This is a genomic window from Arthrobacter sp. J156, assembly GCF_056172865.1.
On record NZ_CM149650.1, the window covers coordinates 1,839,074 to 1,864,542 of the forward strand.

Genomic DNA, 25,469 nt, shown 5'->3' on the forward strand with positions numbered 1-25,469 from the left:
CGACATCTACCCGACGCGGCCGAGGGCCTGGTGGAACGTACCTGCCCGGCGGCCGGGCTACGGAACCAGCTTCGGCAGGTCCGAGTCCTCCGAGGCCGCCCTGCGCCGGGCGACGAGGCCGCGCAGCGGCGGGACCAGGAGGGCGAGCACCGAGATGACCAGCAGGATCACCGCGATCGGGCTCGTGAACACCGAGGCCCAGCCGTCCGTGATGAGCGCGCGCCGCAGGTTGGCCTCGGCGAGCGGCCCGAGGATCAGGCCGAGCACGGCCGGCCCCGGCGGGAAGCCGAAGCGCACCATGAACAGGCCCACGAGCCCGAAGAGCATCATCATGAACACGTCGAAGACGCTGTTGCTGATCGAGTAGGTTCCCACCATGCAGAACACCAGGATGATGCCCCACAGGTAGTGGTTGGGCAGCTCGAGGAGCTTCACCACTCCCTTCATGCGCACGAGCGAGAGTCCCAGGGTCAGGATCGTGGCGATGAGCATGATCGCGGCGAGTGAGAACACGAGGTCGGGCTGGTTCGTGAAGAGGGCCGGGCCGGGCTGGATGCCCCAGATCAGCATGGACCCGATCATCACGGCCATGACCGAGTCCCCGGGGACGCCGAGGGCCATCGTGGTGGTGACGGAACCGCCGAGCGTGGCCGTCGAGGACGTGTCCCCCGCGGTGAGCCCCTCGAGCGAGCCCTTGCCGAACTCCTCCGGATGCTTCGACGTCTTCTTGGCGTTGTCCCACGCGATGATGCCGGCGATGTCGCCGCCGACCGCCGGAACCAGGCCGACGACGGCTCCCGTGCCGGCGCCGATGCCCATGGGCCGCAGCAGCCGACGCAGGAGCGACGGGCTCGGCATCCACTGCCCGAGCTGCGTGATCGCCTTGGCGTGGTGCTGCTTCTGCCGCGTGAGGATCTGGTTGAGCACCTCGGCGACGCCGAAGAGGCCGATGATCACGGGGATGAACGGCACCCCGCCATTGAGCTCGAGGATCCCGAGCGTGAAGCGCTGGTCCCCCGTGATGGGGTCGCGCCCCACCGTGGAGAGCAGCAGGCCGAACGCGCCGGCGGCGAGCCCCTTGATGATGCGCCCCGAGGAGACGCCGACCATCATGGTCAGGCCGAACACGACGAGGGCGAACATCTCGGGCGGACCGAACTGCATCGCGAACCGGGACAGCGGGATCGCCGCGAGGGCGAGGATCAGGATGCCCGCGATCATGCCGAACGCGGAGCCGAAGGCCGACGTCGTCAGCGCCAGTCCGGCCTTCCCCTTCAACGCCAGCGGATAGCCGTCGAACGTCGTCGAAATGGAGGCGGGCGTGCCGGGCGTGTTGATCAGGATCGCGGGGACCCGGTCCCCGAACTGCGCCGCGACGTAGATGGTGAGCAGGACGGCGAGGCCCTGGATCGGCTCGAGGGTGAGCGTGAAGCCGGAGGCGAGGGCGACGGCCATGGTCGCCGTGACGCCGGGGAAGGCGCCGACGAGCATGCCGACGAGGATCCCGAGGCCGATGAAGAGCAGGGTGTCCCATTGGAGGACGGCCGCGACCCCCTCGGTCATGGGCGAGGCCATGACGGGGACGGCGAGCAGGCTTGCGGTGGTCATAGTGGAACTCGCAATGCGACGACGAAGAGGAAATGGAGGACCGCCGTGACGATCACGGGGTAGAGGAGCAGCGGCTTCCAGCCGCGGGCCCCGTAGAGCCAGGTCAAGGCAGCGAACGCGACGAGCGTGATGAGCCAGAACTGGAGCACGTTCCACGACAGCAGGTAGCCGATCAGGACCACCGCGGTGGCGGCGAAGCGGATCAGGCCCCACGAGGAGACACGGTCCGGGATGTCGCCGGGACGGACGCCACGCAGGACGTTGACGAAGACCAGGACGAGCCCCAGGAAGACGAGGGCCCAGCCAAGCCAGGTCGGGAAGAAGTTGGGGCCGATCCCGGCGGCGACGCCGGAGCGGATGTTGCCGGCCATGAAGATCACGGTGGCGCCGAGGCCGATGCAGACGGCGACCGGGATCAGTTCGCGCAGCTTGTAGGGGCGCTCCGTGACGAGCGGCTCCACGTGGGGGTGCAGGTGTTCCTGCGCATGGTCCGCCTCGGGATCCATGCCCGGGACGTGCCCGGTGGCTGGTGTGGTCATCGTGGTTCCTTCACCTGGGACGGGGCGCGCCGTGCGGCGCGCCCCGTCCTGCGGACGGTGGAGCGGTCTAGTTCCTGCTCTGGGCGAGCTCGATCCAGGGGCCGTAGCGCTCGGCTTCCTCGTCGAAGAAGGCCTGCATCTCGGTGGAGTCGCGGAAGGTCGGGACCAGGTTGGAGTCCTCGATGGTCTTCTTGTAGCCCTCGTCCTCGGCCGCCTTGCCCATGGCCTCGGTCAGCTTCTGGACGATGTCCTCCGGCGTGCCTGCCGGGGCCATGATGCCGACCCACGAGGCGTTCTGGAGGTCGACGCCGGACTCGCGTGCCGTGGGCACGTCCGGGTTGTTCGGGTCGCGTTCCTCGGTCAGCATCGCCAGGTAGCGGAGGTTTCCGCCGTCGACCTGGGCCTTCTGGGTACCGATCGCGTCGATCGAGAAGGAGACGTCGCCCGCGGCCGCGGCGGCCACGGCCGGTGCCGAGCCGTCGAACGGAACACCCGTGATGTCGATCCCGGCCAGGTCCTGCAGCCCCTGGGCCGGCGAGTCCCACACGGAGCCGACGCCGGGGCTGGAGAAGGTGACCCGGCCCGGGTTGGCCTTGGCGTCGTCGATCAGGTCCTGAAGCGTCTCGTACGGGCTGTTGACCGGCACGGCGATCGCGCCGGGGCCGGACAGGCCCTGGCCGATCGGCACGTAGTTGTCCGGGTCGACGTCGTAGTCCTGGAACTGCAGGGTGACGACCTCGACGCCCATCATGGACAGGCTGTAGCCGTCGGCGGACTGGTCCTTGAGCCAGTTGTACGCGACGGAACCATTGGCGCCCGGGCGGTTCTCGACGACGACATTGACGCCCAGTTCCTCCTCGAGAAGCGGCGCGATGGTCCGCGCGGTCAGGTCCCCGGAGCCACCGGCGGCCCAGGGAACGACGAGCCGGATGTCCTTGGAGGGGAACTCCCCGCCGTCGGATCCGGCATTGCTGGCGCAACCGGTGAGCGTCAACGCTCCCGCGGCGAGCACGGCCGCGATCTTCGTCGTCAACTTCATGGTGCTTCTCCTTCAATGGTGCCTGGGTGAACGGAGGAGCCGGCGGCGGCGTTGCCCCCGGTTCCCGTTGTGCGTAATCCGCACGTGTGTGCGTCTTGTGCACATATAGATTGTTCGTCACACACCTATGTGATGTCAATTACTTTCTACTCCGAGTCCGAATCGTTGCCCAGAGAAGGCGCGCTCCGGTCTCGGCGGCCTGCGTACGGACCCGGGAACGCCGAAGGGCGGCACCGCGCGTGCGGTGCCGCCCTTCTGGACGGGTGCCCTCCCCGGTCATGAGGGACCGGGCAGGAGCGCTTCGGGCTTAGCGGAAGTCGGTCCCGAGGTCGTAGTCATCCATCGGGATGGCGTGGAACTCGGGAGCCATGCCGGGCTCGACGCCCTCGTAGTCGAAGCCGGTGAAGGCGCTCGGACCGGTGAACAGGTTCGCCCGGGCCTCGTCCGTCGGCTCCACCGCGATCTGGGTGTAGCGGTCCAGGCCGGTGCCGGCCGGGATGAGCTTACCGATGATCACGTTCTCCTTGAGGCCGAGCAGCGGATCGCTCTTGCCTTCCATCGCGGCCTGGGTCAGGACACGCGTGGTCTCCTGGAAGGACGCGGCGGAGAGCCAGGAATCCGTGGCGAGCGAGGCCTTGGTGATGCCCATGAGCTCGTCGCGGCCGGACGCCGGCTGCTTGCCCTCGGAGACGGCCTTGCGGTTCTCGTTGGTGAAGCGCGAACGCTCCGCCAGCTCGCCCGGCAGCAGCTCCGTGTCGCCGGACTCGATGACCGTGATGCGGCGCAGCATCTGGCGGACGATGACCTCCACGTGCTTGTCGTGGATGCCCACGCCCTGCGACTGGTACACGTTCTGCACCTCGCGGACCAGGAACTTCTGGGCCTCGCGCGGGCCGAGCACACGCAGGACCTGCTTCGGGTCGATCGCACCGGAGACCAGCTGCTGGCCCACGGCCACGCTGTCGCCGTCGGCGACGAGCATGCGCGCACGGCGCAGCACCGGGTAGGCGATGTCCTCGGCGCCGTCGTCCGGGGTGATGACGATCCGCAGCTGCTTCTCGCCGTCCTCGATGGTGACGCGGCCGGCGACCTCGGAGATCGGGGCCACACCCTTCGGGGTACGGGCCTCGAAGAGCTCCTGGATACGCGGCAGACCCTGCGTGATGTCCTCAGCGGAGGCGACGCCGCCGGTGTGGAAGGTACGCATGGTGAGCTGGGTGCCCGGCTCGCCGATGGACTGGGCGGCGATGATGCCCACGGCCTCGCCGATGTCCACGGTCTTGCCGGTCGCCAGGGAGCGGCCGTAGCAGAGCGCGCAGGTTCCGACGGCGGACTCGCAGGTCAGCACGGAGCGGACCTTGATCTCCTGCACGCCGGCCTGGAACAGCTCCTCGATCAGCACGTCGCCGACGTCGGACGCAGCCGGGGCCAGCACCTTGCCGTCGGCGTCCAGGACGTCGACCGCGAGGGTGCGGGTGTAGGCCGAGTTCTCCACGGTCTCGTGCTTGCGCACGGTGCCGATCTCGTCGATCGAGACGATCGGCACGGTGAGGCCGCGGTCGGTGCCGCAATCGTGCTCGCGGACGATGACGTCCTGCGAGACGTCCACCAGACGACGGGTCAGGTAACCCGAGTTGGCGGTCTTCAGCGCGGTATCGGCGAGGCCCTTACGGGCACCGTGCGTGGCGATGAAGTACTCCAGGACCGACAGGCCCTCGCGGTACGAGGACTTGATCGGGCGCGGGATGATCTCGCCCTTCGGGTTGGACACGAGGCCGCGGATGCCGGCGATCTGGCGCAGCTGCAGCCAGTTGCCACGGGCCTTGGAGGTCACCATGCGGTTGATGGTGTTCAGCTCCTCCATGCCGGCGCGCATGGCCTCGGCGACCTCGTCGGTCGCCTTGTTCCAGATGTCGATGAGCTCCGTGCGGCGCTCCTCGTCCGCGATGAGGCCCTTGTCGTACTGGGCCTGGACCTTGAGCGCCTGCTCCTCGTAGGGTGCCAGGATCTCGGCCTTGTTCATGTTGGACGTGATGTCCGAGATCGCGACGGTCACGCCGGAACGCGTGGCCCACTTGAAGCCGGCGTCCTTGAGGTTGTCCAGCGTGGCCGCGGTGACGACCTTCGGGTAGCGCTCGGCGAGGTCGTTGACGATCTCGGAGAGGGCGTCCTTGCCGGCCACGTGCTCGACCCACGGGTAGTCCGCGGGCAGGGTCTCGTTGAAGAGCACCTGTCCGAGGGAGGTCTCGATGAGGGCGGGGGTGCCCTCTTCCCAGCCTTCCGGAGCGGGCTGCTCGGAGGACGGCACGAACCCCGGAACGCGGATCTTGACGACCGAGTTCAGGTGGATCTCGCCGGCGTCGTGCGCCATGATCGCCTCGGCCGGGGTCGAGAACACGCGGCCCTCGCCCTTCTCACCCGGACGCTTGGTGGTCAGGTGGTGCAGGCCGATGATCATGTCCTGCGAGGGCAGGGTCACCGGACGGCCGTCCGACGGCTTGAGGATGTTGTGGCTCGAGAGCATCAGGATGCGCGCCTCGGCCTGGGCCTCGGGCGACAGCGGCAGGTGCACTGCCATCTGGTCGCCGTCGAAGTCGGCGTTGAACGCGGCACACACGAGCGGGTGCAGCTGCAGGGCCTTGCCCTCGACGAGCTGCGGCTCGAACGCCTGGATGCCGAGGCGGTGCAGGGTCGGTGCGCGGTTGAGCAGCACCGGGTGCTCGGTGATGATCTCCTCGAGCACGTCCCACACCTGCGGGCGGTAGCGCTCCACCATCCGCTTGGCGCTCTTGATGTTCTGCGCGTGGTTCAGGTCCACGAGGCGCTTCATCACGAACGGCTTGAACAGCTCCAGCGCCATCTGCTTCGGCAGGCCGCACTGGTGCAGCTTCAGCTGCGGGCCGACGACGATGACCGAACGGCCCGAGTAGTCGACGCGCTTGCCGAGCAGGTTCTGGCGGAAGCGCCCCTGCTTGCCCTTGAGCATGTCGGAGAGCGACTTCAGCGGACGGTTGCCCGGCCCGGTGACCGGACGCCCACGGCGGCCGTTGTCGAACAGCGAGTCGACGGCCTCCTGGAGCATGCGCTTCTCGTTGTTCACGATGATCTCGGGTGCCCCGAGGTCCAGCAGGCGCTTCAGGCGGTTGTTGCGGTTGATCACGCGGCGGTAGAGGTCGTTCAGGTCGGAGGTCGCGAAGCGGCCGCCGTCCAGCTGGACCATCGGGCGCAGCTCCGGCGGGATCACCGGGACGGCGTCCAGCACCATGCCCAGCGGGCTGTTGGTGGTGGTCAGGAACGCGTTGACGACCTTGAGGCGCTTCAGGGCGCGGGTCTTGCGCTGGCCCTTGCCGTTCTTGATGATGTCGCGCAGCAGCTCGGCCTCGGCCTCCATGTCGAACGACTCGAGGCGCTTCTTGATCGCCTCGGCGCCCATGGAGCCCTCGAAGAACAGCCCGTACTTCTCGCGCAGCTGGCGGAACAGGCCCTCGTCGCCCTCGAGGTCGGCGACCTTGAGGTTCTTGAAGCGGTCCCAGACCTGCTCGAGGCGCTCGATCTCGGCGTCGGCGCGCTTGCGCACCTGGGCCATGGTCTTGTCGGCGAGGTCGCGGGCCTTCTTCTTGTCCGCGGCCTTGGCGCCCTCGGACTCCAGCTTGGCCAGGTCGTTCTCGAGGTCGCGGGCGATCGCGGCGATGTCGGCGTCGCGGTTGTCCACGAGCTTCTTGCGTGCGAGGTCGTGCTGCGCCTGCAGGTTCGGCAGCTCCGCGTGGCGGCGCTCCTCGTCCACGGACGTGATCATGTACGCGGCGAAGTAGATGACCTTCTCAAGGTCCTTCGGCGCGAGGTCGAGCAGGTAGCCCAGGCGCGACGGAACGCCCTTGAAGTACCAGATGTGGGTCACGGGGGCGGCGAGCTCGATGTGGCCCATCCGCTCGCGGCGCACCTTGGCACGGGTCACCTCGACGCCGCAGCGCTCGCAGATGATGCCCTTGAAGCGCACGCGCTTGTACTTGCCGCAGTAGCATTCCCAGTCGCGGGACGGGCCGAAGATCTTCTCGCAGAAGAGGCCGTCCTTCTCGGGCTTGAGCGTGCGGTAGTTGATGGTTTCCGGCTTCTTGACCTCGCCGTAGCTCCAGCCACGGATCTCTTCCGCGGTAGCGAGGCCGATGCGCATGAGGCCGAAGGAGGATTCGCTGGACATATGGTCCCTGTCTCTCTCTTGTTTCTCAGAAGTCTTGTCTTCGAGCGGGCTGGGCCCGCCGGGGGTGGGGAAAAAGCCTGGAGTACGACGCCGGTGCGCCCGGCCCGGGAGCCGGGCGCCGGCGTCGTACTGCTAGACCTCCTCGACGGAGCTGGGTTCGGCCCGGGAGAGGTCGATGCCCAGTTCTTCCGCGGCCCGGAAGACTTCTTCGTCCGAGTCCCGCATTTCGATCGTGGTGCCGTCGGTGGAGAGCACTTCCACGTTCAGGCACAGCGACTGCATTTCCTTGATGAGGACCTTGAAGGACTCGGGAACGCCCGGCTCCGGGATGTTCTCGCCCTTGACGATCGCCTCGTACACCTTCACGCGGCCGTGGATGTCGTCCGACTTGATGGTCAGCAGCTCCTGCAGAGTGTAGGCGGCGCCGTAGGCCTCGAGGGCCCAGACTTCCATCTCACCGAAGCGCTGGCCGCCGAACTGGGCCTTACCGCCCAGCGGCTGCTGCGTGATCATCGAGTACGGGCCGGTGGAGCGGGCGTGGATCTTGTCGTCCACCAGGTGGTGGAGCTTCAGGATGTACATGTAGCCCACGGACACCGGGTCCGGGAACGGCTCGCCGGAGCGGCCGTCGAACAGGCGCGCCTTGCCGGTGTTGCCGATCAGGCGCTCGCCGTCGCGCGTCTTCGCCGTGTGGTCGAGCAGGCCGCGGATCTCCTCCTCCGCCGCGCCGTCGAACACCGGGGTGGCGACGGTCGTGGAGCCGGATTCGCGCGGGAGGTTCGGGAGGTTCTTGAGCCATTCCGGCTCCCCCTCGATCTTCCAGCCCTGCTTGGCAGCCCAGCCCAGGTGGATCTCCAGGACCTGGCCGACGTTCATGCGGCCCGGGACGCCCAGCGGGTTCAGGACCACGTCGACGGGGGTTCCGTCCTCGAGGAACGGCATGTCCTCCACCGGCAGGATCTTCGAGATGACGCCCTTGTTGCCGTGGCGTCCGGCGAGCTTGTCGCCGTCGGTGATCTTGCGCTTCTGGGCCACGTAGACGCGGACCAGCTGGTTCACGCCCGGGGGCAGCTCGTCGTCGTTGTCGCGGTCGAAGATGCGCACGCCGATGACGGTGCCGGACTCGCCGTGCGGCACCTTCAGGGAGGTGTCGCGCACTTCGCGGGACTTCTCGCCGAAGATGGCGCGCAGGAGGCGCTCCTCCGGGGTCAGCTCCGTCTCGCCCTTCGGGGTGACGCGGCCGACGAGGATGTCGCCCGCCTCGACCTCGGCGCCGATGTGGATGATGCCGCGCTCGTCGAGCTGCGCCAGGATCTCCTCGGAGACGTTCGGGATGTCCCGGGTGATCTCCTCGGCGCCCAGCTTGGTGTCGCGGGCGTCGACCTCGTGCTCCTCGATGTGGATCGAGGTGAGGACGTCGTCGGAGACCATCCGCTGGGACAGGATGATGGCGTCCTCGAAGTTGTGTCCTTCCCAGGACATGAACGCGACGAGGAGGTTCTTGCCGAGCGCGAGCTCGCCGTTGTCCGTGGACGGGCCGTCGGCGATGATGCTCTGGTACTCGACGCGCTCGCCCTCGGAGACCAGGACGCGCTGGTTGTACGCGTTGCCCTGGTTGGAGCGGGCGAACTTCATGATCGGGTACGCGGACTCGGTGCCGTCGTCGTTCAGGACGGTGACCAGGTCGGCCGAGACCTCGCTGACGACGCCCGGCTGGGACGCGACGACGGAGTCGCCGGCGTCGACCGCCACGTACTTCTCCATGCCGGTGCCGACGAGCGGCGCCTCGGAGGCCAGCAGCGGCACGGCCTGGCGCTGCATGTTGGCGCCCATGAGCGCGCGGTTGGCGTCGTCGTGCTCGAGGAACGGGATCAGCGCGGTGGCGCCGGAGACCATCTGGCGCGGGGAGACGTCCATGTAGTCGATCTCCTCCGGCGTGACGAGCACGGGCTCGCCGCCGCCGCCGCGCTCGCGGCAGAGGACCAGGTCCTCGACGAAGCGGTTGTCCCCGGTCATCGGGGCGTTCGCCTGGGCGATGACGCACTCGAGTTCCTCGTCGGCCGTCAGGTAGTCGACCTGCTCGGTGACGACGCCGTCGACGACCTTGCGGTATGGCGACTCGATGAAGCCGAACGCGTTGATCCGCGCGTAGGTCGCGAGCGAGCCGATGAGGCCGATGTTCGGGCCTTCAGGGGTCTCGATCGGGCACATGCGGCCGTAGTGCGACGGGTGGACGTCACGGACCTCCATGCCGGCGCGGTCGCGGGAGAGGCCGCCCGGGCCGAGCGCGGACAGGCGGCGCTTGTGCGTCAGGCCGGCCAGCGGGTTGTTCTGGTCCATGAACTGCGAGAGCTGGGAGGTTCCGAAGAACTCCTTGATCGCGGCCACGACGGGGCGGATGTTGATCAGGGTCTGCGGCGTGATGGCCTCGACGTCCTGCGTGGTCATGCGCTCGCGGACGACGCGCTCCATGCGGGACAGGCCCGTGCGGACCTGGTTCTCGATGAGCTCGCCGACGGCGCGGATGCGGCGGTTGCCGAAGTGGTCGATGTCGTCGACCTCGACGCGGATCTCCACGTCGTTGCCGTCGCGCTTGCCGGGGACGGTCTTCTCGCCCGCGTGCAGGGCCACGAGGAACTTGATCATCGCGACGATGTCGTCGATGTCCAGCACCGAGGCGTTCGACTCGGCGAGGGACTTGTCCACGCCGAGCTTGCGGTTGATCTTGTAGCGGCCGACCTTGGCGAGGTCGTAGCGCTTCGGGTTGAAGTAGAGGTTGTCGAGCAGCGACTCGGCGGCGTCGACCGTCGGCGGCTCTCCCGGGCGCAGCTTGCGGTAGATGTCCAGCAGCGCCTCCTCGCGGGTCTCGGTGGCGTCCTTCTCGAGGGTCGCGCGGATGGAGTCGTAGTCGCCGAACTCCTCGAGGATGCGGGACTCGGACCAGCCGAGGGCCTTGAGCAGCACGGTGACGGACTGCTTGCGCTTGCGGTCGAGGCGCACGCCGACCTGGTCGCGCTTGTCGATCTCGAGCTCGAACCAGGCGCCGCGGGACGGGATGATCTTCGCCGTGAAGATGTCCTTGTCGCTCGTCTTGTCCGGGGTGCGCTCGAAGTAGGCGCCCGGGGAGCGGACGAGCTGGGAGACGACGACGCGCTCGGTGCCGTTGATGATGAACGTGCCCTTGTCCGTCATCAGCGGGAAGTCGCCCATGAACACGGTCTGCTGCTTGATCTCACCCGTGTTGTTGTTCATGAACTCGGCCTTGACGTACAGCGGCGCGGCGTAGGTCGCGTCGCGGTCCTTGCACTCGGCCATGGTGTACTTCGGGTCGGCGAACTCCGGCTCGGAGAAGCTCAGGGACATGGTGCCCTGGAAGTCCTCGATCGGGGAGATCTCCTCGAAGATCTCGGCCAGGCCGGAGACGTCGGCCACGCCCTGGATGCCTTCGGCGACGGCCTGCTCGACGCGGGCCTTCCAGCGCTGGTTGCCCACGAGCCAGTCGAAGCTCTCCGTCTGGAGCGCCAGCAGGTTGGGCACGTCCAGCGGTTCGTGGATCTTTGCGAATGAGATGCGCCCGGCCGCTTCCGCGCTGCGGGCCGAACTAGCGGTTTCGTTTTGAGAGGTGCTCGAGGCGACCAAGATGGATCCTTCCACAGACCGTCAGGTTTCCGGCGCCGACCCCTGCCCGGTTGGGGGATACCCGGGACACCACCGAGAACGGGCCCACCGCTATATGAAGGCCGAATCGTGCTGAGGGAAGACGCAAAGATCCATACTACACCCGCTCCCCTACCATGTCTAACCGCCCGGCACAAGCAGGTGGCGCCCCGTGGGGACGGCGCGCCGCAAGGGCCGGGCCGCCGTCGGGGGACATCGACGACCCGGCCCGTCAGATGGCCGGCCCGTCCCGCCGCCGGCGCGCGTCGTGACCGGCCTGCACCGGAGCGGCCCGGCCCCGCTGCGTGGCCCGCGTGGCCTACGGGATGCCGGCGGCCCCGGCGGTCTCGGCGTCCGGCGCTCCGCAGTCCGGGTCCTCGTTGCTCGCGGCGGGGTCCCCCGGCCGGGGCGCCGACGGCGCCCGCGTCTCGAGGCCGAGCCCGGCCGGGTCGAGGGCCGGGCCGGGGCCGCCGACGACGTGGATGAATGCCGTGCCCGCACCGGCCGCGCACTGCCCGTCGCCCGCCGGGACGGCCACGGCGAAGGCGAAGCGCCGCGCGGTGCCGTCGGCGTTCCAGCGCGCCAGGCCGAGCAGCCGGGGCTCGCCGCCGGGGACGCCCTTGTCGTCGTAGACCTCGACGGTCGCGTCGGAGGAGGTGCGGACGGCGAAGCGGACCGGGACGCGCAGCTCGACCGCCCCGCCGTCCCACTGGACGACGGCCGCGGTCCCGCCCTCGGCGCCCGGGTCGGCGGCGTACGCGCAGCGGTAGCGGAGCTGCCCCGAGGCTCCCGGGGCCAGCTCGAGCCGGGCATCGCCCTCGACAGCGCATTCCGCCCCGCCGGGGCCCGTCGCCGAGGTCAGGACGGCCGTGACGGGCTCCCCTCCCCCGGGGTGGGCGACGGCGACGGCGCCCGTGACGGTCCAGTCGGAGTCCGTGTATCCCCCCGGCATGGCCTCGACGACGTGGGCGACGGCGGCGGAGCCTAGATCCCCGGCCTCGACGCCGCGGCGCACCGACCATTGGTAGCTGCGGTGCAGCCCTGCGGCCGCCTCGAGCGAGGCGGTCAGCCCGGCGCCGGAGCAGACGACGGCCTCCTGCCGCACCGAACGGTCGTCGCCGACGCCGGCGCGGGAGCCCTGGGAACCACCCGGCGCCCCTTCCCCCGTGGCGGGCGGCCCGCCCGCGGCGCCGATCCACTGGAGCGACTCCGCCGTGAAACAACGCCCGGCCCCTCCCTCGCCGTCGGACTCGCCGGCCCCCTCGGCGGCGGACGGGCCGGTCCGGGCGATCTCGGTCGTCGACTCGAAGGTCGCCGGCGTGCCCTGTGCGTTCCACTCGGCCGTGCCGAGCAGCGTGGTCCCGTGGGACCCGGCGCGCTGGAAGACACGCACCGTGCGGTCGGTCTCCGAGCGGGGCGCGAAGACGACGGGGGCCTCGGCGACCGTCCGGCCCGAGTCCCAGCTCAGCGAGGTGCTCGCGGCGCCGACGGGCGAGGGCTGGCCCGCGAACGAGCACGCGTAGTCGACCCGCACCTGGCCGGGGGTGGTCCCGGTGCCCGCCGGGACGAGCACCTGGTGCCCCGTGGCGGCGGGGTCCGCGTCCTGGCCGCGGACCGTGCAGACTCCGTCCCCGCCCACGTTGAGCACGGTTTCGACCGTGACCGTCGCGGCCGCCCCCTCGAAGAAGTTGGGGTTGCCGACGCGCACCGTCCCGTCGACGACGTGTCCCGTGTCCCGGGTCCCGTGGGGCACGGCCCGGACCAGCGTCCGCAGCACGGCCCCGCCGTCGGCCAGCGGCGTGCTTCCCTGGGGGTGCCGCAGTGCCTCGAGGATCCACTGGTGACCGCGCTGCAGGCTCGCGGACGCGCTCGCCGTGGCCTCGAGCGGTCGCCGCACGCAGACCTCGGCGGTGCTGCTGGCCGAGAGGCCCGGCCCCTCGAGCAGCACCGTGGCGGTGCGGGTGATGCAGACGCCGGCCCGCCCCGTGAAGGGCAGCGTGTAGCTGAAGACGGTGGGCTCGCCCGCCGCGTTCCAGACCGCCGTGCCGAGCACCGCGGGGTCGTCGGACCGCGAGACCTGGTCGTCGACGATGCGCACGCTCTGATGCCGGAGGTTCTCCGGGCTCGACGTGGACACCGCCTGGGCCAGCGCGGCGCCGCCCGGCCACGTCGCCCCGACCGCCCGGGGCGTGCCCTCGCCGCCGCCCGCGGGGCGCCCGGCGCACTCGAAGCCGACCTCGGCTCGGCCCGGCACGAACCCGGCCGCGGCTCCGACACCGGCTGGGCCCGCGGCCCCCGTGGCCCCGCCTGCGCCCGGCCCCTGGCCCGCGGCGGCCTCGGCCGCGTCGAGCGCGGAGGCCGCTCCCGGTGCCCGCGGCACCCTCACTTGGAAGCCCGGCGCGGACGGATCCGCGTCGGCACCCAGGTACGCGCACACCATGCCGGGTCCGGCGGACGGGTCGTCGAGCGTCGCGAGGAGGGCACCGGCGTCGTACGCATTGGGGTTCGCGAGGCGCACGGTGCCGCGCACGAAGTGGTTCCCGTCCACGGACCCGTCCGGCGTGGCCTTCACCGTGAATCCGACGTCGGCGCGACCGCCCTCGCCGAGCACCACGCGCGGCCGGTCCACCGCGCTCTCGAGGCGCCACAACAGCTCGCGGTCGAACGTCGCCTCGGCCTCCTGGCGGAGCTGGAGCGCGGCCTGGGCGCAGACCGTGGTCGCGGAGGAGGCCGTGTTGTCGGCGTCCTGCCCGGCGGCCTCGCGCACCGTCGCCGTCGTCGAGTGCCGCACGCAGCGCCCCGGCGTCCCGGCGAGGGACCCGACCGTCCGGAAGACGGCGGGCGATTCCCCGACGGTGGCGGTGCCGATCACGGGGGCGCCGGGGCCCGAGCCCGGGCCGACGACCTCCACGACGGCGTCCGTCACGGCGAGCGCCCGGAAGGCGAGCGGCTGGGCGACGACGGCGCGGCGGGTGCCGCCATCGGGTGCGGTCCAGCGGACGACGGCGGTTGCGTCGCGCCCCGCATAGTGCCGCTCCGCGAGCCCGCGGCCGCCGAACACGCACTCGGTCTGCACGGCCACCCTGCCCGGCACCACGACGCCGTCGACGATCTGGGCCGCAGGGACCGCGACGACGCCGCGTCCGGGCGTCCCCGCGACCTGGCACAGGGCCCCGGGCAGCCGGACGGATTGCCGGACGTCGACCTCGACGGCCCGGTGCAGGTTGGGGTTGGCGATCGAGACGGTCCCGGCGACCCGCCAGCCGGAGTCGATGTGGCCCGTGGTCCTTGCCGTCACGGTCGCCCCGGCGGCGGCCGGCGTCGTGCCGATCACCTCGTGCCGTGCGGCGTCCTCGCGGCGCTCCGCGCTCCACTGGTGGTCGCGCGAGAAGCCCGCGTCGTAGGAGGCGGCGACGGAGAGCCCGTCCAGGACGCAGACGGAGGCCCTCCCCCGGGTCGTGTTGTCCGCGTCGGCGCCGGCGCGCTCGCGCAGCGCCGCGCCGAACTCGAAGTCCGTGCAGCGGCCGGGGACGCCCTGCAGCCGCAGGGGGTGGCGGAACGTCCGCGGCGAGTCCGCGACGGCCGCCGTGCCGATCACGGCGGATCCCGTCCCGTCCTCGGTCAGGGTCACGGTCGCGTCGATCGCGCGCCGCACCGTGAAGGCGACGGCGGCCGGCTCCGCGGCGACGGGGGCGCCGCGTTCCCAGCCCGCGGAGGCGGAGAGCTCGTGCCCGCGGTAGTCGCCGGGCGCGACGCCGGAGGAGACGTCGCAGCGGAACGCGGCCCGGACCGTGCCGCCCGCGGGCACGTCCAGCTGGATCCCGGGCGCGGCCGCGTCGGCGTCCGCGAGGCGCACGTAGCGGCAGTCGCGCCCGGCGAACCGGGGCGCGGGGCCGGCGTCGAGCCGCTGGACGGCGAAGTCGTTGGGGTTGGAGAAGGACACGGTGCCGCCGAGCCGGAAGGCCAGGTCGCGGTGGCCCGTGGCCGTCGCGGTGAGCTCGTGCACGGCGGTCACGGCCCCCTGCCCGTCGACGTCGAAGCGCGGCGCCCCCTCGGTTCCCGTCAGCGACCACTGGTGGTCGCGGATGAAGCTGCCCTCGGCCTCGATGTCGACCCGGGGCGCCGCCCAGCGGCACACGCGCACGTCGGCGGAGGCGGTGGCTCCTGTCTGCAACAGGGTCGCGGAGACGCCCGTGGCGGAGCAGGCGGCGGCCGGGACCTGCGCCGGCAGGGCGGCGAGGCGGCGGTGCACGGTCCCGGGGAGGCCGGAGGACCTCACGGTCCAGGTCTCGAGCCCGGCCTCCCGTGCCGCCTCGGCGTCTCCCGGAGCGGCGGCCCCGGCCGGGTGGGCGGCGAGGGCCACCGCGCGGCGCAGCTCGCGGACCTCCCAGGCGTACGCCGCCCCGGCGCGGACGGTTCCGTCCGGCCGGTCCGCGTCCGATCCGGCGTCCGCGGCGTCCAGCGGGTGCTCGCCGCGGCTGAAGGAGATTCCGACGTCGATGCCTCCGTCCGGCGCGTCCGCCTCCTGCGGGGCGGGGCAGTCGTAGTCGACGCGGGTGGTCCCGGGAGGCAGGACGAGGCGCAGGGATCCCGCGGCGGCTCCCGGTGTGGCCTCGAGGCCGTCGGCCGGACGGTAGCCGCACGCGGCCGCCGGCTGCCCTGCTGCGGCGGCGCGGCGCGGTGCGTTCGCCGTGACCGTCATGGGCTCCGGGTTCGGGTTCTCCAGGAGCAGACGGCCGCGGAGCTGCTGCGAGGCCAGCCGCGGCCCGAGCTCCGTGACGGCGATCCGGGCCACCGCCGCGGCGTCCTCCCGCGGCCCGACCTCGGACACGGGGCGCTCAGGTGCGGCCTCGAGCGACCACTCGTGTTCCAGGACGGTGCGGGCCGAGGCCTCGAGCTCCGCTGTCGGCGCGAGCCAGAGCACCACGGGCGCCGGGTCGTCGCGGTCGTCGTCGTTGAGGTCGTCGTCACGGACATCGGTGCTCCCGGTGGCCCCGTCGCCGCCGTCGCCCCGGGAGGCGTCTCCACGGGAGGCGTCATCGCGCCCGTCGGCGCCCCCAGCGCCTCCGCCCGGGCCGGGCGTGCCCCGCTCCGCCCCGCCGGGCGCCGTCGTCGACGATGCCGTCGCGGAGGGCATCGGTGCGGAGGTCGTCGCAGCGGAGGACGCCGCTCCCGGAGGCGCGGCGCCCTGGGACGACGTGGCGGGAGCCGTCGCGCGCGGGGTCGCCACCTGCGTCGTCGCATCCGGCTCCGCGGAGGGACGCGGCTCCGCGTCCAGCGCGTCGGCGGCAGCGGACGGTACCCCGGCGGGGCCCGGGGCCGGTGCCAGGGCGGGCCCGAGGACGAGCGAGGCGGCGAGCACGGACGCCCACGCACAGCGCGGAAGGCTACGGCGCCGTCCCGGCGCCGACCCCCGGTCCTGCGAGTTCTTCCCCACGGTCGGTCCCCGTCATTCCTGGACCACGCCCCGGCCACGCTGCCGGCCGCGGCGCCGGGAACCCCCAAGACTCCCGGCCACACGCCCTGCCTCCGCTGCCCACGAGGTGTGGCAAGCCGTGCCCCGGCTGGACCGGGGCATGGCGAATAGGCCGCTGACGGTTCAGCGGCCTCCTATGGCGTCCTGTGTTGCTAGTGGCCCCCACGTTGAATGCGCCGCGGACGATTTGTCGGCGGCTGCCCCTGGGCGGCGCACCTGCGCCGCCGTGTCAAACCGAGCACCCATGTGCCGGCTCCTTCCCCCCGAGGCCTCCCCCTAGAGGCCAAGAGCAATGCGGCCGATCCCCCCGGAAGGCCGCTGAATCCGAGTGTATCGGCGGATTCCCGGCCCGTGAAGGGCGGCGACACAAAGTTTTACAAAGGCCCTTGTCAACACGGCGAGGCTCCCTGTGTCACGCGTCACGGTAGCCTTGTCGCACACGGCACTCCAGCACGAAAGCGAGCCAGAACACCATGTCCTCCCCCCAGGAAGCAGTCATCGTCGGCGGCGCCCGGACGCCCTTCGGACGCCTCAAGGGCCAGCTCGCCCCACTCACCGCGGTCCAGCTCGGGGCGGCCGCCATCCGCGGCGCCCTCGAGAAGTCGGGCGTTCCCGCCTCCGCCGTCGGCGCCGTCGTCATGGGCCACGTCGTCCAGGCCGGCTGCGGGCAGAACCCCGCCCGGCAGTCCGCCGTCGCCGCCGGGATCGGCTGGGACGTGCCCACCGTGACGATCAACAAGGTGTGCCTCTCCGGCCTCGCGGCCGTGACCGACGCAGCGCGGATCATCCGCCTCGGCGAGGCCGACGTCGTCGTCGCCGGCGGCCAGGAGTCGATGACCAACGGCCCCCACGTGCTCCCCGGCTCGCGCCAGGGCTGGACCTACGGCAACATCTCCGCGATCGACGCCGTCGCGCACGACGGCCTGACCGACGCCTTCGACGGCCAGTCCATGGGCGTGAGCACCGAGGCGAAGAACGGCGAGCTCGGCTGGGAGCGCGGGCCGCAGGACGAGGTCGCGGCCGCATCCCATGTCCGGGCGGCAGCCGCCCAGCGCGAGGGCGTCTTCGCCGAGGAGATCGTCGCCGTGGAGATCCCGCAGCGCAAGGGCGAGCCCCTGGTGCTCACCGCCGACGAGGGCGTCCGGCCGGACACGAGCGTCGAGTCCCTCGCCGCGCTGCGCCCCGCGTTCGCGAAGGACGGCACCATCACGGCCGGCAACTCCTCGCCGCTCTCCGACGGCGCCGCCGCCGTCGTCGTGGCCTCCCGCGCCTACGCCGAGGAGCACGGCCTCGAGGTCCTCGCCGTGATCGGCGAGCCCGGCCAGGTCGCCGGGCCGGACAACTCCCTGCACTCCCAGCCCTCCCACGCCATCGAATCCGCGCTGGCGAGGGCCGACTGGACCGTGGACCAGCTCGACTTCATCGAGGTCAACGAGGCCTTCGGCGCCGTGGCCTGCCAGTCGCTCAAGGACCTCGGCTACCCGCTCGAGAAGACCAACATCCATGGCGGGGCGATCGCGCTCGGCCACCCGATCGGCGCCTCCGGGGCACGACTGGCCCTCCACGCGGCGCTCGAGCTCCAGCGCCGCGGTTCCGGGCGCGCGGCCGTCAGCCTGTGCGGGGGCGGCGGTCAGGGCGAGGCCCTGCTGCTCTGGCGGGAGTAGTCCTGCACACCGGACGACGCCGGCGCCCGCCTCGCGTGGGCACCGGCGTCGTCCGGTGTGGCCGGCTCAGCGGCCGCGGACGATCCCGCCGACGCTGTTGGGCAGCACCCTCACGGCCGGCGCCTCCATCACGCGGCGCGCGAAGGCCCGGGCCGGCGCGCGGCGGGCCTCGACCGCCTCGACCAGTCGGGTCGCGGCCTGGCCGAGCCGGCGGCCGAAGCGCCGTTCGATGTGGCGGTGGACGAGGTAGGCGGCCGCACCCACGATCGCGATGACGAGTGGCAGGACCGCCCAGCGCGGCATCCACGGGCTCAACTGGTCGATGATCCACCAGCCCCACACCTGGTGCAGGAGGTACACGGGGTAGGTCAGGGCACCGGCCAGGGCCATCCCGGGGAGGGACACCGAGCGCAGGCGGGTCAGCGACAGGAGCGCGACGACGGCGAAGATCCCGGCGACGATCGCCCAGTAGACGGGCTCGGGCACCGAGTAGCCGACGAGCTCCTCGGCCTCCCTCGCCCCCGTGACGCCCGCGTGGTGGGCCGAGAGGACCACGTTCAAGCCGAGGACGGCCCAGCGCAGGGGCGTCTGGCCGAAGCGGTACATCAGGAACAGCACCATTCCGCCCGCGAAGAGCGGCGCGTACTCCGGCATCAGCGCGTGACTGAGGAAGTTCCCGGGAAGCAGCGGGGCCGCGAGGGCCGCGACGGGCCAGGCCGCGGCGAAGGCGAGGAGCCGGCGCGGGGTCTGCCAGCCCAGGAGCATCACGAGCAGCACGAGCGCGTAGAAGCGCAGCTCGGCCCAGAGCGTCCAGTAGACGCCGTCGACGTGCGGATTCCCGGTGCCGCCCTGCAGCATGGTCAGGTTCACGGCCCAGTCGACGTAGCTCAGCCGCTCCCCCATGGAGGGCCAGATGAAGAACACCAGGACGCCGGTGAGCAGCACCGCCGCCCAGTAGGCGGGGAACAGCCGGCCGATCCGCGAGCCGATGAAGCGGGCCGGCGACTTGCCATAGCTCGAGAGCAGGATCACGAAGCCGCTGATGACGAAGAAGAGCTGCACGCCCATGTTGCCGAAGAGCGTGAACCGCGACAGTACCGGCCACGCGTCCTTGGCGGGCTCGACGCCCCAGTGGCCGTGGTGCCACGCCGTGTAGTGGTAGAGGACCACGAGCAGGGCCGCCACGAGCCGGAGCCCGTCGAGCAGGGCCAGGCGGGGGCCGCGTGCCGCGCCGGCGTCGCCGCCCGGGCTCCCGGCGGACCGTGCCGCGCCGGCAGCCGGGGATGTTCCAGAGCCCGGTGACGCCCCGGCCCGCGGCGCCTCGATCGTCGTCGTCCTGCCCATGGATCCTGCCCCTTCCGCTCCGGGAATCGCTCCGTTACCTTTTCGTGACCAATCAACCCTACCGGATTCCCGCCGTCGATTCCGTAACGCGCCTCACCCGGTCCGCTGCCGCCAGGTCCGCGGGGCATGCGAAAGGCCCCGCCCACCAGCAGGTGGGCGGGGCCTTCGCGGCAGTCGGAACGACTACTTGACGGTGACCGTGGCGCCGGCGGCCTCGAGGGCCTCCTTGGCCTTGTCAGCGGCTTCCTTGGTGGCGCCCTCGAGGACGGCCTTCGGAGCGGAGTCAACCAGGTCCTTGGCTTCCTTCAGACCCAGCGAGGTCAGCGCGCGGACCTCCTTGATGACGGCGATCTTCTTGTCGCCGGCGGCCTCGAGGACCACGTCGAACTCGGTCTTCTCCTCGGCGGCGGCCTCGCCGGCGCCGCCGGCCGGGCCGGCAACGGCCACGGCGGCCGCGGTGACCTCGAAGGTCTCCTCGAAGGTCTTAACGAACTCGGAGAGCTCGATGATGGTCATTTCCTTGAAAGCCTCAAGGAGCTCTTCGGTGGTGAGCTTCGCCATGGTGTGGCGTCCTTTCCGTGGGGCGGAATCCGTGGGATCCGCGAGTTTGGGGGTGGGGTGAAGAAGGCCTAGGCCTCTTCGGTGGCAGCTTCGGCAGCGGGTGCTTCCTCGGCCTCAGCGGCGGGAGCCTCGGCCGGAGCCGGCGCAGCGCCACCTTCTTCTTCGAGCTTCAGGCGCAGGGCATCGATGATGCGCGCAGCGGCGGATGCCGGGGCCTTGAGCACACCGGCCACGCGGGACAGCTGGAACTCGCGGGACTCCAGGGCGGCCAGGGCGGCCACCTCGGAAGCGTCCATGGCCTTGCCCTCGAAGTAGCCGGTCTTGATGACCAGCTGCTTGTTGTCCTTGGCGAATTCCGTGAGGCTCTTGGCAGCGGCCACGGCATCGCCCTTGATGAAGGCGATGGCGGTGGGGCCGGCAAGCTGGCCATCGAACGCGTCGATGCCCGCTTCCTTGGCTGCAATGCCCGTGAGGGTGTTCTTCACGACCGCGTACTTGGTCTCCTGACCCAGCGAGCGGCGCAACTCCTTGAGCTGTGCAACGGAAAGCCCGCGGTATTCGGTCAGGACAGCGGCGGTCGACTCCTTGAAGTCGGCGGTGATCTCCTCGACTGCGGAAACCTTGTTCGGCGTTGCCATAACCCTCCTTCCGGGGATTGATTCGGTCGTCGACCAGTCCCCGAGGCCCGGGTGGGCCTGCACATAAAAAACGCCCCGGGCAGGTGCACGGGGCTTCGCCTGGCTCCGGGTTACCGGAGCGGCTTGGTTCGTTCACCTGCGTGGGCCGTCCTGAATGAGGAACTTTCGGATGCCGCCCCGGGCACCGGAGAATCCGGATTCCTGATGGGATGGCATCGACCGACGGTCTTTGGTGACTCAAGCATAACGTGGGGCCGCCGCGGCGGCCAAATCGAGGCCCTGGAACACGCGAAGGGTGCCTGGACGAACGAGGACCGGACCACCCGCGCCACTTGGGGGACAGCGGGGGTGGCCCGGCCTCTCTATTCGTTACGGTGCGGCTTGGGGGAACGCACCGTAACTCCATCGCAACCGGAGGCTTGGGGAACCTACCGGCGCGGACTGCGCTCGCACACGCAGGCTGGGATTGTGAATCACCAACACCACAAGGTTAGCAGCATGCGGGCCGCCTGAACCAACCTCTCACCGCCGATTCACCGCACTTTTTTGCCATGCGCCTTCGGAATGCACCGGCACGAATCCCATGGCGACGTTGATGGCGAGCATGTGCTCGTTTTCCTCGGCGTTCCACGTGTAGACGCGTCCGACATGGGGAAACGCTTCCAGCGTCCTCTTCAGGTTCACGGTCTTGACGAGCATGCCGAGCCGGTGGCCCCGGTGGCCGCCCATCACGAGGGTGTCCTCCTGATAGGCCACCGTGGGCTTCTCGCGCATGACAAGCAACACAGTAAAGGCCACCAGATCGCCGCTCGCGCGGTGCACGGCACACGTCGTGACGAGCTCGTTGTCCCGACGCTCGTCCCGGTCCTCGGCCGTGCGCAGCCGCGCCTCGTCCCAGACCGACTCCTCCCACTCGAGCCCGCCCAGGGGAGGATCGACGTCCATGCGCTCCACCATGCGGCAGTAGTCCTCGACGGCGTCCTCCGGGACGCGCCCGACCCAGCTGACGACGTCGTACTCCTCCTCCGACGCGGCCCTCGCCCGGGCCTCCAGGTCCTCGAGCAGCCCCGCGGGCCGCGGGAGGTCCATGCGGCTCACCCGCTCGACCTGCTTGAGCTCCATGCCCAGGGAGCGGGCGAACAACGTCGTCGGGGAATCGGCCGGCACGGCGCCGTCGCCCTTGCTCGGAAGCACGAGCGAGCCCTCGGGCCCCTCGCCCGGCAGCGGCGCCGTCGGATAGTCGACCCAGGCATTGAGCCGCGTGCGTCCGAGGTCCACGCACGCGTCCTCGGCCGCCCGGAAGAGCGCCGTGCCGATTCCCCGGCGCCGGTGCGCCGGGTCGACGGCGACATAGGCGATCGCCATGTCCGTGTTCTCGGCCAGCGGCAAGTGCACCGCGGCGACCCCGATGATCCTGCCGGCCCCGTCCCGTGCCGCGAAGCGCAGCGACCGCGTGTACGGCGTCTCCTCGTGGCCCACGAGCGCCCGTACCGGGCCCTCGATGAAGTCGCCATGGCCAAGGACCCCGGCCTGCGAGGACTCGACGAGCTCGACGGAGGCGATGTAGTCCCCGGCCCCGGGCGCGTCGAGCGACGGCGGGATGGGCAGCTCGGCGACGGTGAACCCGCGGGTGGCGGGGGCGGTGGTGTCCATGACGGTTCCTCGGCAAGGTAGGAGATGTGATTGAGATTTCTCAATCACACTTTAGACCCAGCCCGCGGAACCTGGCAATGGCCCCGGCGACAAAAAGCAGGGCCCGTTCCGCCGAAGCGGAACGGGCCCTGCCGGACCTGACCGGCCGTGCGGCCGGAGGGGGTCCTAGGCGCCGACGACCTTGGTCACGTTCGGGTCCACGGGGATGCCCGGGCCGAAGGTGGTGGAGACGGTGGCCTTCTGGATGTAGCGGCCCTTGGAAGCGGACGGCTTCAGGCGGAGCACTTCCTCCAGCGCCGCGGCGTAGTTCTCCGCGAGCTTGTCCTGCTCGAAGGAGACCTTGCCGATGATGAAGTGGAGGTTGGAGTGCTTGTCGACGCGGAAGTCGATCTTGCCGCCCTTGATGTCGTTGACGGCCTTGGCGACGTCCATGGTCACCGTGCCGACCTTCGGGTTCGGCATCAGGTTGCGGGGGCCGAGGACCTTGCCCAGGCGGCCGACCTTGCCCATGAGGTCCGGGGTCGCCACGGCGGCGTCGAAGTCGGTCCAGCCGCCCGCGATCTTCTCGATCAGGTCGTCGGAGCCGACGAAGTCGGCGCCGGCGGCGATCGCGGCCTCGGCCTTGTCGCCGTTCGCGAAGACCAGGACGCGGGCGGTCTTGCCCGTGCCGTGCGGGAGGTTCACCGTGCCGCGGACCATCTGGTCCGCCTTGCGCGGGTCGACGCCCAGGCGGAAGGCGACCTCGACGGTCGCGTCCGTCTTGGCGGAACCGGTCTCGCGGGCCAGGGCGATCGCCTCGACCGGGGTGTAGACCTTGTCGCCGTCGATCTTGGCGACGGCTGCCTCGTATGCTTTGCTGCGCTTTGCCATCTGCTTGTTCTCCTTATGCAGTCGTGGTCTCGTGGATCGCGCTCGACCCTGCCACTACGACGGCGGTGGCGCGCACCCTCGGTGCGTTTCGCCGTCGTTTCCTCTGGTTGGATTGCCTCCGGTGGGAGGCGGGGGTGGGTGTTAGCCCTCGACCGTGATGCCCATGGAGCGGGCGGTGCCGGCGATGATCTTGGCCGCGGCCTTGATGTCGTTGGCGTTGAGGTCTTCCATCTTGGTCGTCGCGATCTCCTCGACCTGCGCCTGGGTCAGCTTCGCCACCTTGTCGGTGTGCGGGGTGGCCGATCCCTTGGCGACGCCTGCGGCCTTCTTGATCAGCTCGGCTGCCGGCGGGGTCTTGGTGATGAAGGTGAAGGAGCGGTCTTCGTAGACCGTGATCTCCACGGGGATCACATTGCCGCGCTGCGCTTCGGTGGCGGCGTTGTAAGCCTTGCAGAACTCCATGATGTTGACACCGTGCTGACCAAGCGCGGGACCGATCGGCGGGGCCGGGTTGGCGGCACCTGCCTGGATCTGCAGCTTGATGAGGCCGGTGACCTTTTTCTTCGGGGCCATGTCGGGTCCTTCTTCTCATTGCGTTTCCCTGGGACACAGGAGCGTGCTCCAGGGGGTTGGCCGCCGTGGCGCGGCGGCCGGATCGCCGGCACCGGTAAAGCGGCCGGTGGAGGCGAGGTCTTGGGTGGCTACTGGATCTTGGTGACCTGGTTGAAGGACAGGGTCACCGGCGTCTCGCGCTCGAAGATCGAGACGAGGACCACCAGCTGCTGGGACTCCAGCTTGATCTCGGAGATCGTCGCCGGAAGGGTCTCGAACGGGCCGTCGTTGACGGTCACCGACTCGCCGACCGTGAAGTCGACGTTCACCTGGGTGATCGGAGCGCGGCCCGGCTTGGTGGACGCGGCCTGCTCCTCCGTGATGATCGTGTGCTCGAGCATCGAGAACACCTCGTCGAGGCTCAACGGCACCGGATCGTGGGCGTTGCCGACGAAGCCCGTCACGCCCGGGGTGTGGCGCACGGCGCCCCACGAGGCGTCGGTGAGCTCCATGCGCACGAGCACGTAGCCGGGAATGCGGACGCGGCGGACGATCTTGCGCGTCGTGTTCTTGATCTCCACGACCTCTTCCATCGGCACCTGGATCTCGTAGATGAAATCCTCCATGCCGAGGGTCTGGATGCGGGTCTCCAGGTTCACCTTCACGCGGTTCTCGTAGCCGGCGTAGGAGTGGATGACGTACCAGTCGCCCGGCTGGCGGCGCAGCTGGGTGCGGAACTCCTCCTTGGGGTCCACCTCCGGCGCGGCCTCGGCGCCTTCCGCGTCGTCCTCCCCGCCGAGCGCCTCGGCGTCGTCGTCTGCGGAGTCGGCGTAGTCGTCCGCCTCGTCCTGCCCGGCCTCCGCGTCGTCGCCGTCGGCTCCGGACACCACGTCCTCCGTGACGGCGTCCGCGGACGCGTCATCGCCGGAAACGACGGAATCGGCCGACGCCAGCTCGGCGTCGACCTCGGTGGCCTGGTCAGCGGACTCGCCGTTGACCTGCGCTTCGAGTTCCTTCTCGGACACTAGGGTTTCCTGCTTTCTTTGACGGTGACACCAGGGCGGTTCGCCGGGCGGCTCGGCCCGGCGGCTGACCTTACTGCTCCGGCGGATTCGTGAAGACGAAGATGGAGCCCTGGCCGAACACGAAGTCCAGAGCGGTGACGATCAGCATCACCACGATGACGAATCCCAGGACCATCAGGGTGTAGTTGACCAGTTCGCTGCGGGTCGGGGTGACGACCTTCTTCAGCTCGGCGACGACCTGGCGGAAGAACAGGAAGATGCGGGCGAAGAAGCCGCCCTTGTCCTTGGCGCCTTTCCGGTCCCGCGGTGCACCCTGCGGTTCGCCCGCAGCCGTTTCGGTCACTGTTCCTCGTTTCGCGTTTTCGCTTCTTGAAACAATCACGGTGCACCGCAGCCTGTCGGCCGCAACACACCGTGACGTGGATTTTGCCGAGCTTCTCACGGTGCGAACCGTGGGTTGCCACTGCGCAGGGCAGACAGGACTCGAACCTGCAACCTGCGGTTTTGGAGACCGCTGCGCTACCAATTGCGCCACTACCCTATGGATTGGAACCCGTTGTCCTGCGACGTGCCGGTGGGGGCGAGTGCGCAGTCCATCGAGGCGTATTCCAACACCGAGGAAACAGTCTACGCAATCCTGAAGCA

The 25,469-nt window shown here is 70.5% G+C and carries 15 protein-coding genes and 1 tRNA gene; 1 reads left to right on the top strand and 15 read right to left on the bottom strand.

The features are described 5' to 3' along the window. Positions 1–57: 57 nt before the first annotated feature. From AC0QR5_RS08375 to AC0QR5_RS08400, 6 genes are all read right to left on the bottom strand, one after another. Entirely contained in the window at positions 58–1,608 is a 1,551-nt protein-coding gene (locus AC0QR5_RS08375; protein ID WP_329860612.1) for a tripartite tricarboxylate transporter permease, read from the bottom strand. Further along, the gene (locus AC0QR5_RS08380; RefSeq protein ID WP_329860614.1) at positions 1,605–2,147 is read right to left on the bottom strand and encodes a tripartite tricarboxylate transporter TctB family protein; all 543 of its coding nucleotides are present in this window, start codon (positions 2,145–2,147) and stop codon (positions 1,605–1,607) included. The genes AC0QR5_RS08375 and AC0QR5_RS08380 overlap by 4 nt, the downstream gene beginning before the upstream one ends. Positions 2,148–2,214: 67 nt before the next feature. Continuing rightward, positions 2,215–3,186, bottom strand: coding sequence for a Bug family tripartite tricarboxylate transporter substrate binding protein (locus AC0QR5_RS08385; protein WP_329860615.1), 972 nt, complete (start codon positions 3,184–3,186; stop codon positions 2,215–2,217). 307 nt (positions 3,187–3,493) lie between these two features. Further along, on the bottom strand, positions 3,494–7,384 hold the full coding sequence (locus AC0QR5_RS08390) for a DNA-directed RNA polymerase subunit beta' (RefSeq protein ID WP_329860616.1): 3,891 nt from the start codon (positions 7,382–7,384) through the stop codon (positions 3,494–3,496). Positions 7,385–7,516: 132 nt separating this feature from the next. Then, positions 7,517–11,023 carry a DNA-directed RNA polymerase subunit beta gene (gene rpoB / locus AC0QR5_RS08395; protein WP_329860618.1) on the bottom strand — a complete coding sequence of 1,169 codons (3,507 nt, stop codon included), beginning with the start codon at positions 11,021–11,023 and terminating at the stop codon, positions 7,517–7,519. 337 nt (positions 11,024–11,360) lie between these two features. Continuing rightward, entirely contained in the window at positions 11,361–16,478 is a 5,118-nt protein-coding gene (locus AC0QR5_RS08400; protein ID WP_475372454.1) for a hypothetical protein, read from the bottom strand. A gap of 512 nt (positions 16,479–16,990) precedes the next feature. Between AC0QR5_RS08400 and AC0QR5_RS08405 the strand changes: the two genes are divergently transcribed. Then, complete coding sequence (locus AC0QR5_RS08405; RefSeq protein WP_329860620.1) at positions 16,991–18,181, top strand: acetyl-CoA C-acetyltransferase; 1,191 nt, start codon at positions 16,991–16,993, stop codon at positions 18,179–18,181. Between the two features lie 66 nt (positions 18,182–18,247). Here AC0QR5_RS08405 and AC0QR5_RS08410 read toward each other — a convergent pair whose 3' ends face one another. The 9 genes from AC0QR5_RS08410 to AC0QR5_RS08450 all read right to left on the bottom strand — a co-directional run bounded on the left by AC0QR5_RS08410 (position 18,248) and on the right by AC0QR5_RS08450 (position 25,365). Beyond that, positions 18,248–19,525 carry an acyltransferase family protein gene (locus AC0QR5_RS08410; RefSeq protein WP_329860622.1) on the bottom strand — a complete coding sequence of 426 codons (1,278 nt, stop codon included), beginning with the start codon at positions 19,523–19,525 and terminating at the stop codon, positions 18,248–18,250. A 183-nt stretch (positions 19,526–19,708) separates the two neighbouring features. After that, positions 19,709–20,086 (bottom strand): 50S ribosomal protein L7/L12, encoded by a 378-nt coding sequence (gene rplL / locus AC0QR5_RS08415; protein WP_329860624.1) that lies wholly within the window; start codon positions 20,084–20,086, stop codon positions 19,709–19,711. A 68-nt stretch (positions 20,087–20,154) separates the two neighbouring features. After that, on the bottom strand, positions 20,155–20,724 hold the full coding sequence (gene rplJ, locus AC0QR5_RS08420) for a 50S ribosomal protein L10 (protein ID WP_329860626.1): 570 nt from the start codon (positions 20,722–20,724) through the stop codon (positions 20,155–20,157). A 522-nt stretch (positions 20,725–21,246) separates the two neighbouring features. Beyond that, positions 21,247–22,377, bottom strand: coding sequence for a GNAT family N-acetyltransferase (locus AC0QR5_RS08425; RefSeq protein WP_329860628.1), 1,131 nt, complete (start codon positions 22,375–22,377; stop codon positions 21,247–21,249). A gap of 165 nt (positions 22,378–22,542) precedes the next feature. Then, positions 22,543–23,247, bottom strand: a complete 705-nt coding sequence (rplA, locus tag AC0QR5_RS08430) for a 50S ribosomal protein L1 (RefSeq protein WP_329860630.1) — start codon at positions 23,245–23,247, stop codon at positions 22,543–22,545. 141 nt (positions 23,248–23,388) lie between these two features. Continuing rightward, complete coding sequence (rplK, locus tag AC0QR5_RS08435; protein WP_329860632.1) at positions 23,389–23,820, bottom strand: 50S ribosomal protein L11; 432 nt, start codon at positions 23,818–23,820, stop codon at positions 23,389–23,391. A gap of 128 nt (positions 23,821–23,948) precedes the next feature. Beyond that, positions 23,949–24,824 (bottom strand): transcription termination/antitermination protein NusG, encoded by an 876-nt coding sequence (nusG, locus tag AC0QR5_RS08440; RefSeq protein WP_329860634.1) that lies wholly within the window; start codon positions 24,822–24,824, stop codon positions 23,949–23,951. Between the two features lie 70 nt (positions 24,825–24,894). Continuing rightward, positions 24,895–25,167 (bottom strand): preprotein translocase subunit SecE, encoded by a 273-nt coding sequence (secE, locus tag AC0QR5_RS08445; RefSeq protein ID WP_329860635.1) that lies wholly within the window; start codon positions 25,165–25,167, stop codon positions 24,895–24,897. Positions 25,168–25,292: 125 nt separating this feature from the next. Further along, a tRNA-Trp gene (locus AC0QR5_RS08450) sits at positions 25,293–25,365 on the bottom strand. Between the last annotated feature and the right edge of the window lie 104 nt (positions 25,366–25,469).

Bases quoted from the DNA above. Each gene is read 5' to 3' on its own strand.
- AC0QR5_RS08375 (WP_329860612.1), bottom strand. From the start codon at position 1,608: ATGACCACCGCAAGCCTGCTCGCCGTCCCCGTCATGGCCTCGCCCATG.
- AC0QR5_RS08380 (WP_329860614.1), bottom strand. From the start codon at position 2,147: ATGACCACACCAGCCACCGGGCACGTCCCGGGCATGGATCCCGAGGCG.
- AC0QR5_RS08385 (WP_329860615.1), bottom strand. From the start codon at position 3,186: ATGAAGTTGACGACGAAGATCGCGGCCGTGCTCGCCGCGGGAGCGTTG.
- AC0QR5_RS08390 (WP_329860616.1), bottom strand. From the start codon at position 7,384: ATGTCCAGCGAATCCTCCTTCGGCCTCATGCGCATCGGCCTCGCTACC.
- AC0QR5_RS08405 (WP_329860620.1), top strand. From the start codon at position 16,991: ATGTCCTCCCCCCAGGAAGCAGTCATCGTCGGCGGCGCCCGGACGCCC.
- AC0QR5_RS08410 (WP_329860622.1), bottom strand. From the start codon at position 19,525: ATGGGCAGGACGACGACGATCGAGGCGCCGCGGGCCGGGGCGTCACCG.
- rplL (WP_329860624.1), bottom strand. From the start codon at position 20,086: ATGGCGAAGCTCACCACCGAAGAGCTCCTTGAGGCTTTCAAGGAAATG.
- rplJ (WP_329860626.1), bottom strand. From the start codon at position 20,724: ATGGCAACGCCGAACAAGGTTTCCGCAGTCGAGGAGATCACCGCCGAC.
- AC0QR5_RS08425 (WP_329860628.1), bottom strand. From the start codon at position 22,377: ATGGACACCACCGCCCCCGCCACCCGCGGGTTCACCGTCGCCGAGCTG.
- rplA (WP_329860630.1), bottom strand. From the start codon at position 23,247: ATGGCAAAGCGCAGCAAAGCATACGAGGCAGCCGTCGCCAAGATCGAC.
- rplK (WP_329860632.1), bottom strand. From the start codon at position 23,820: ATGGCCCCGAAGAAAAAGGTCACCGGCCTCATCAAGCTGCAGATCCAG.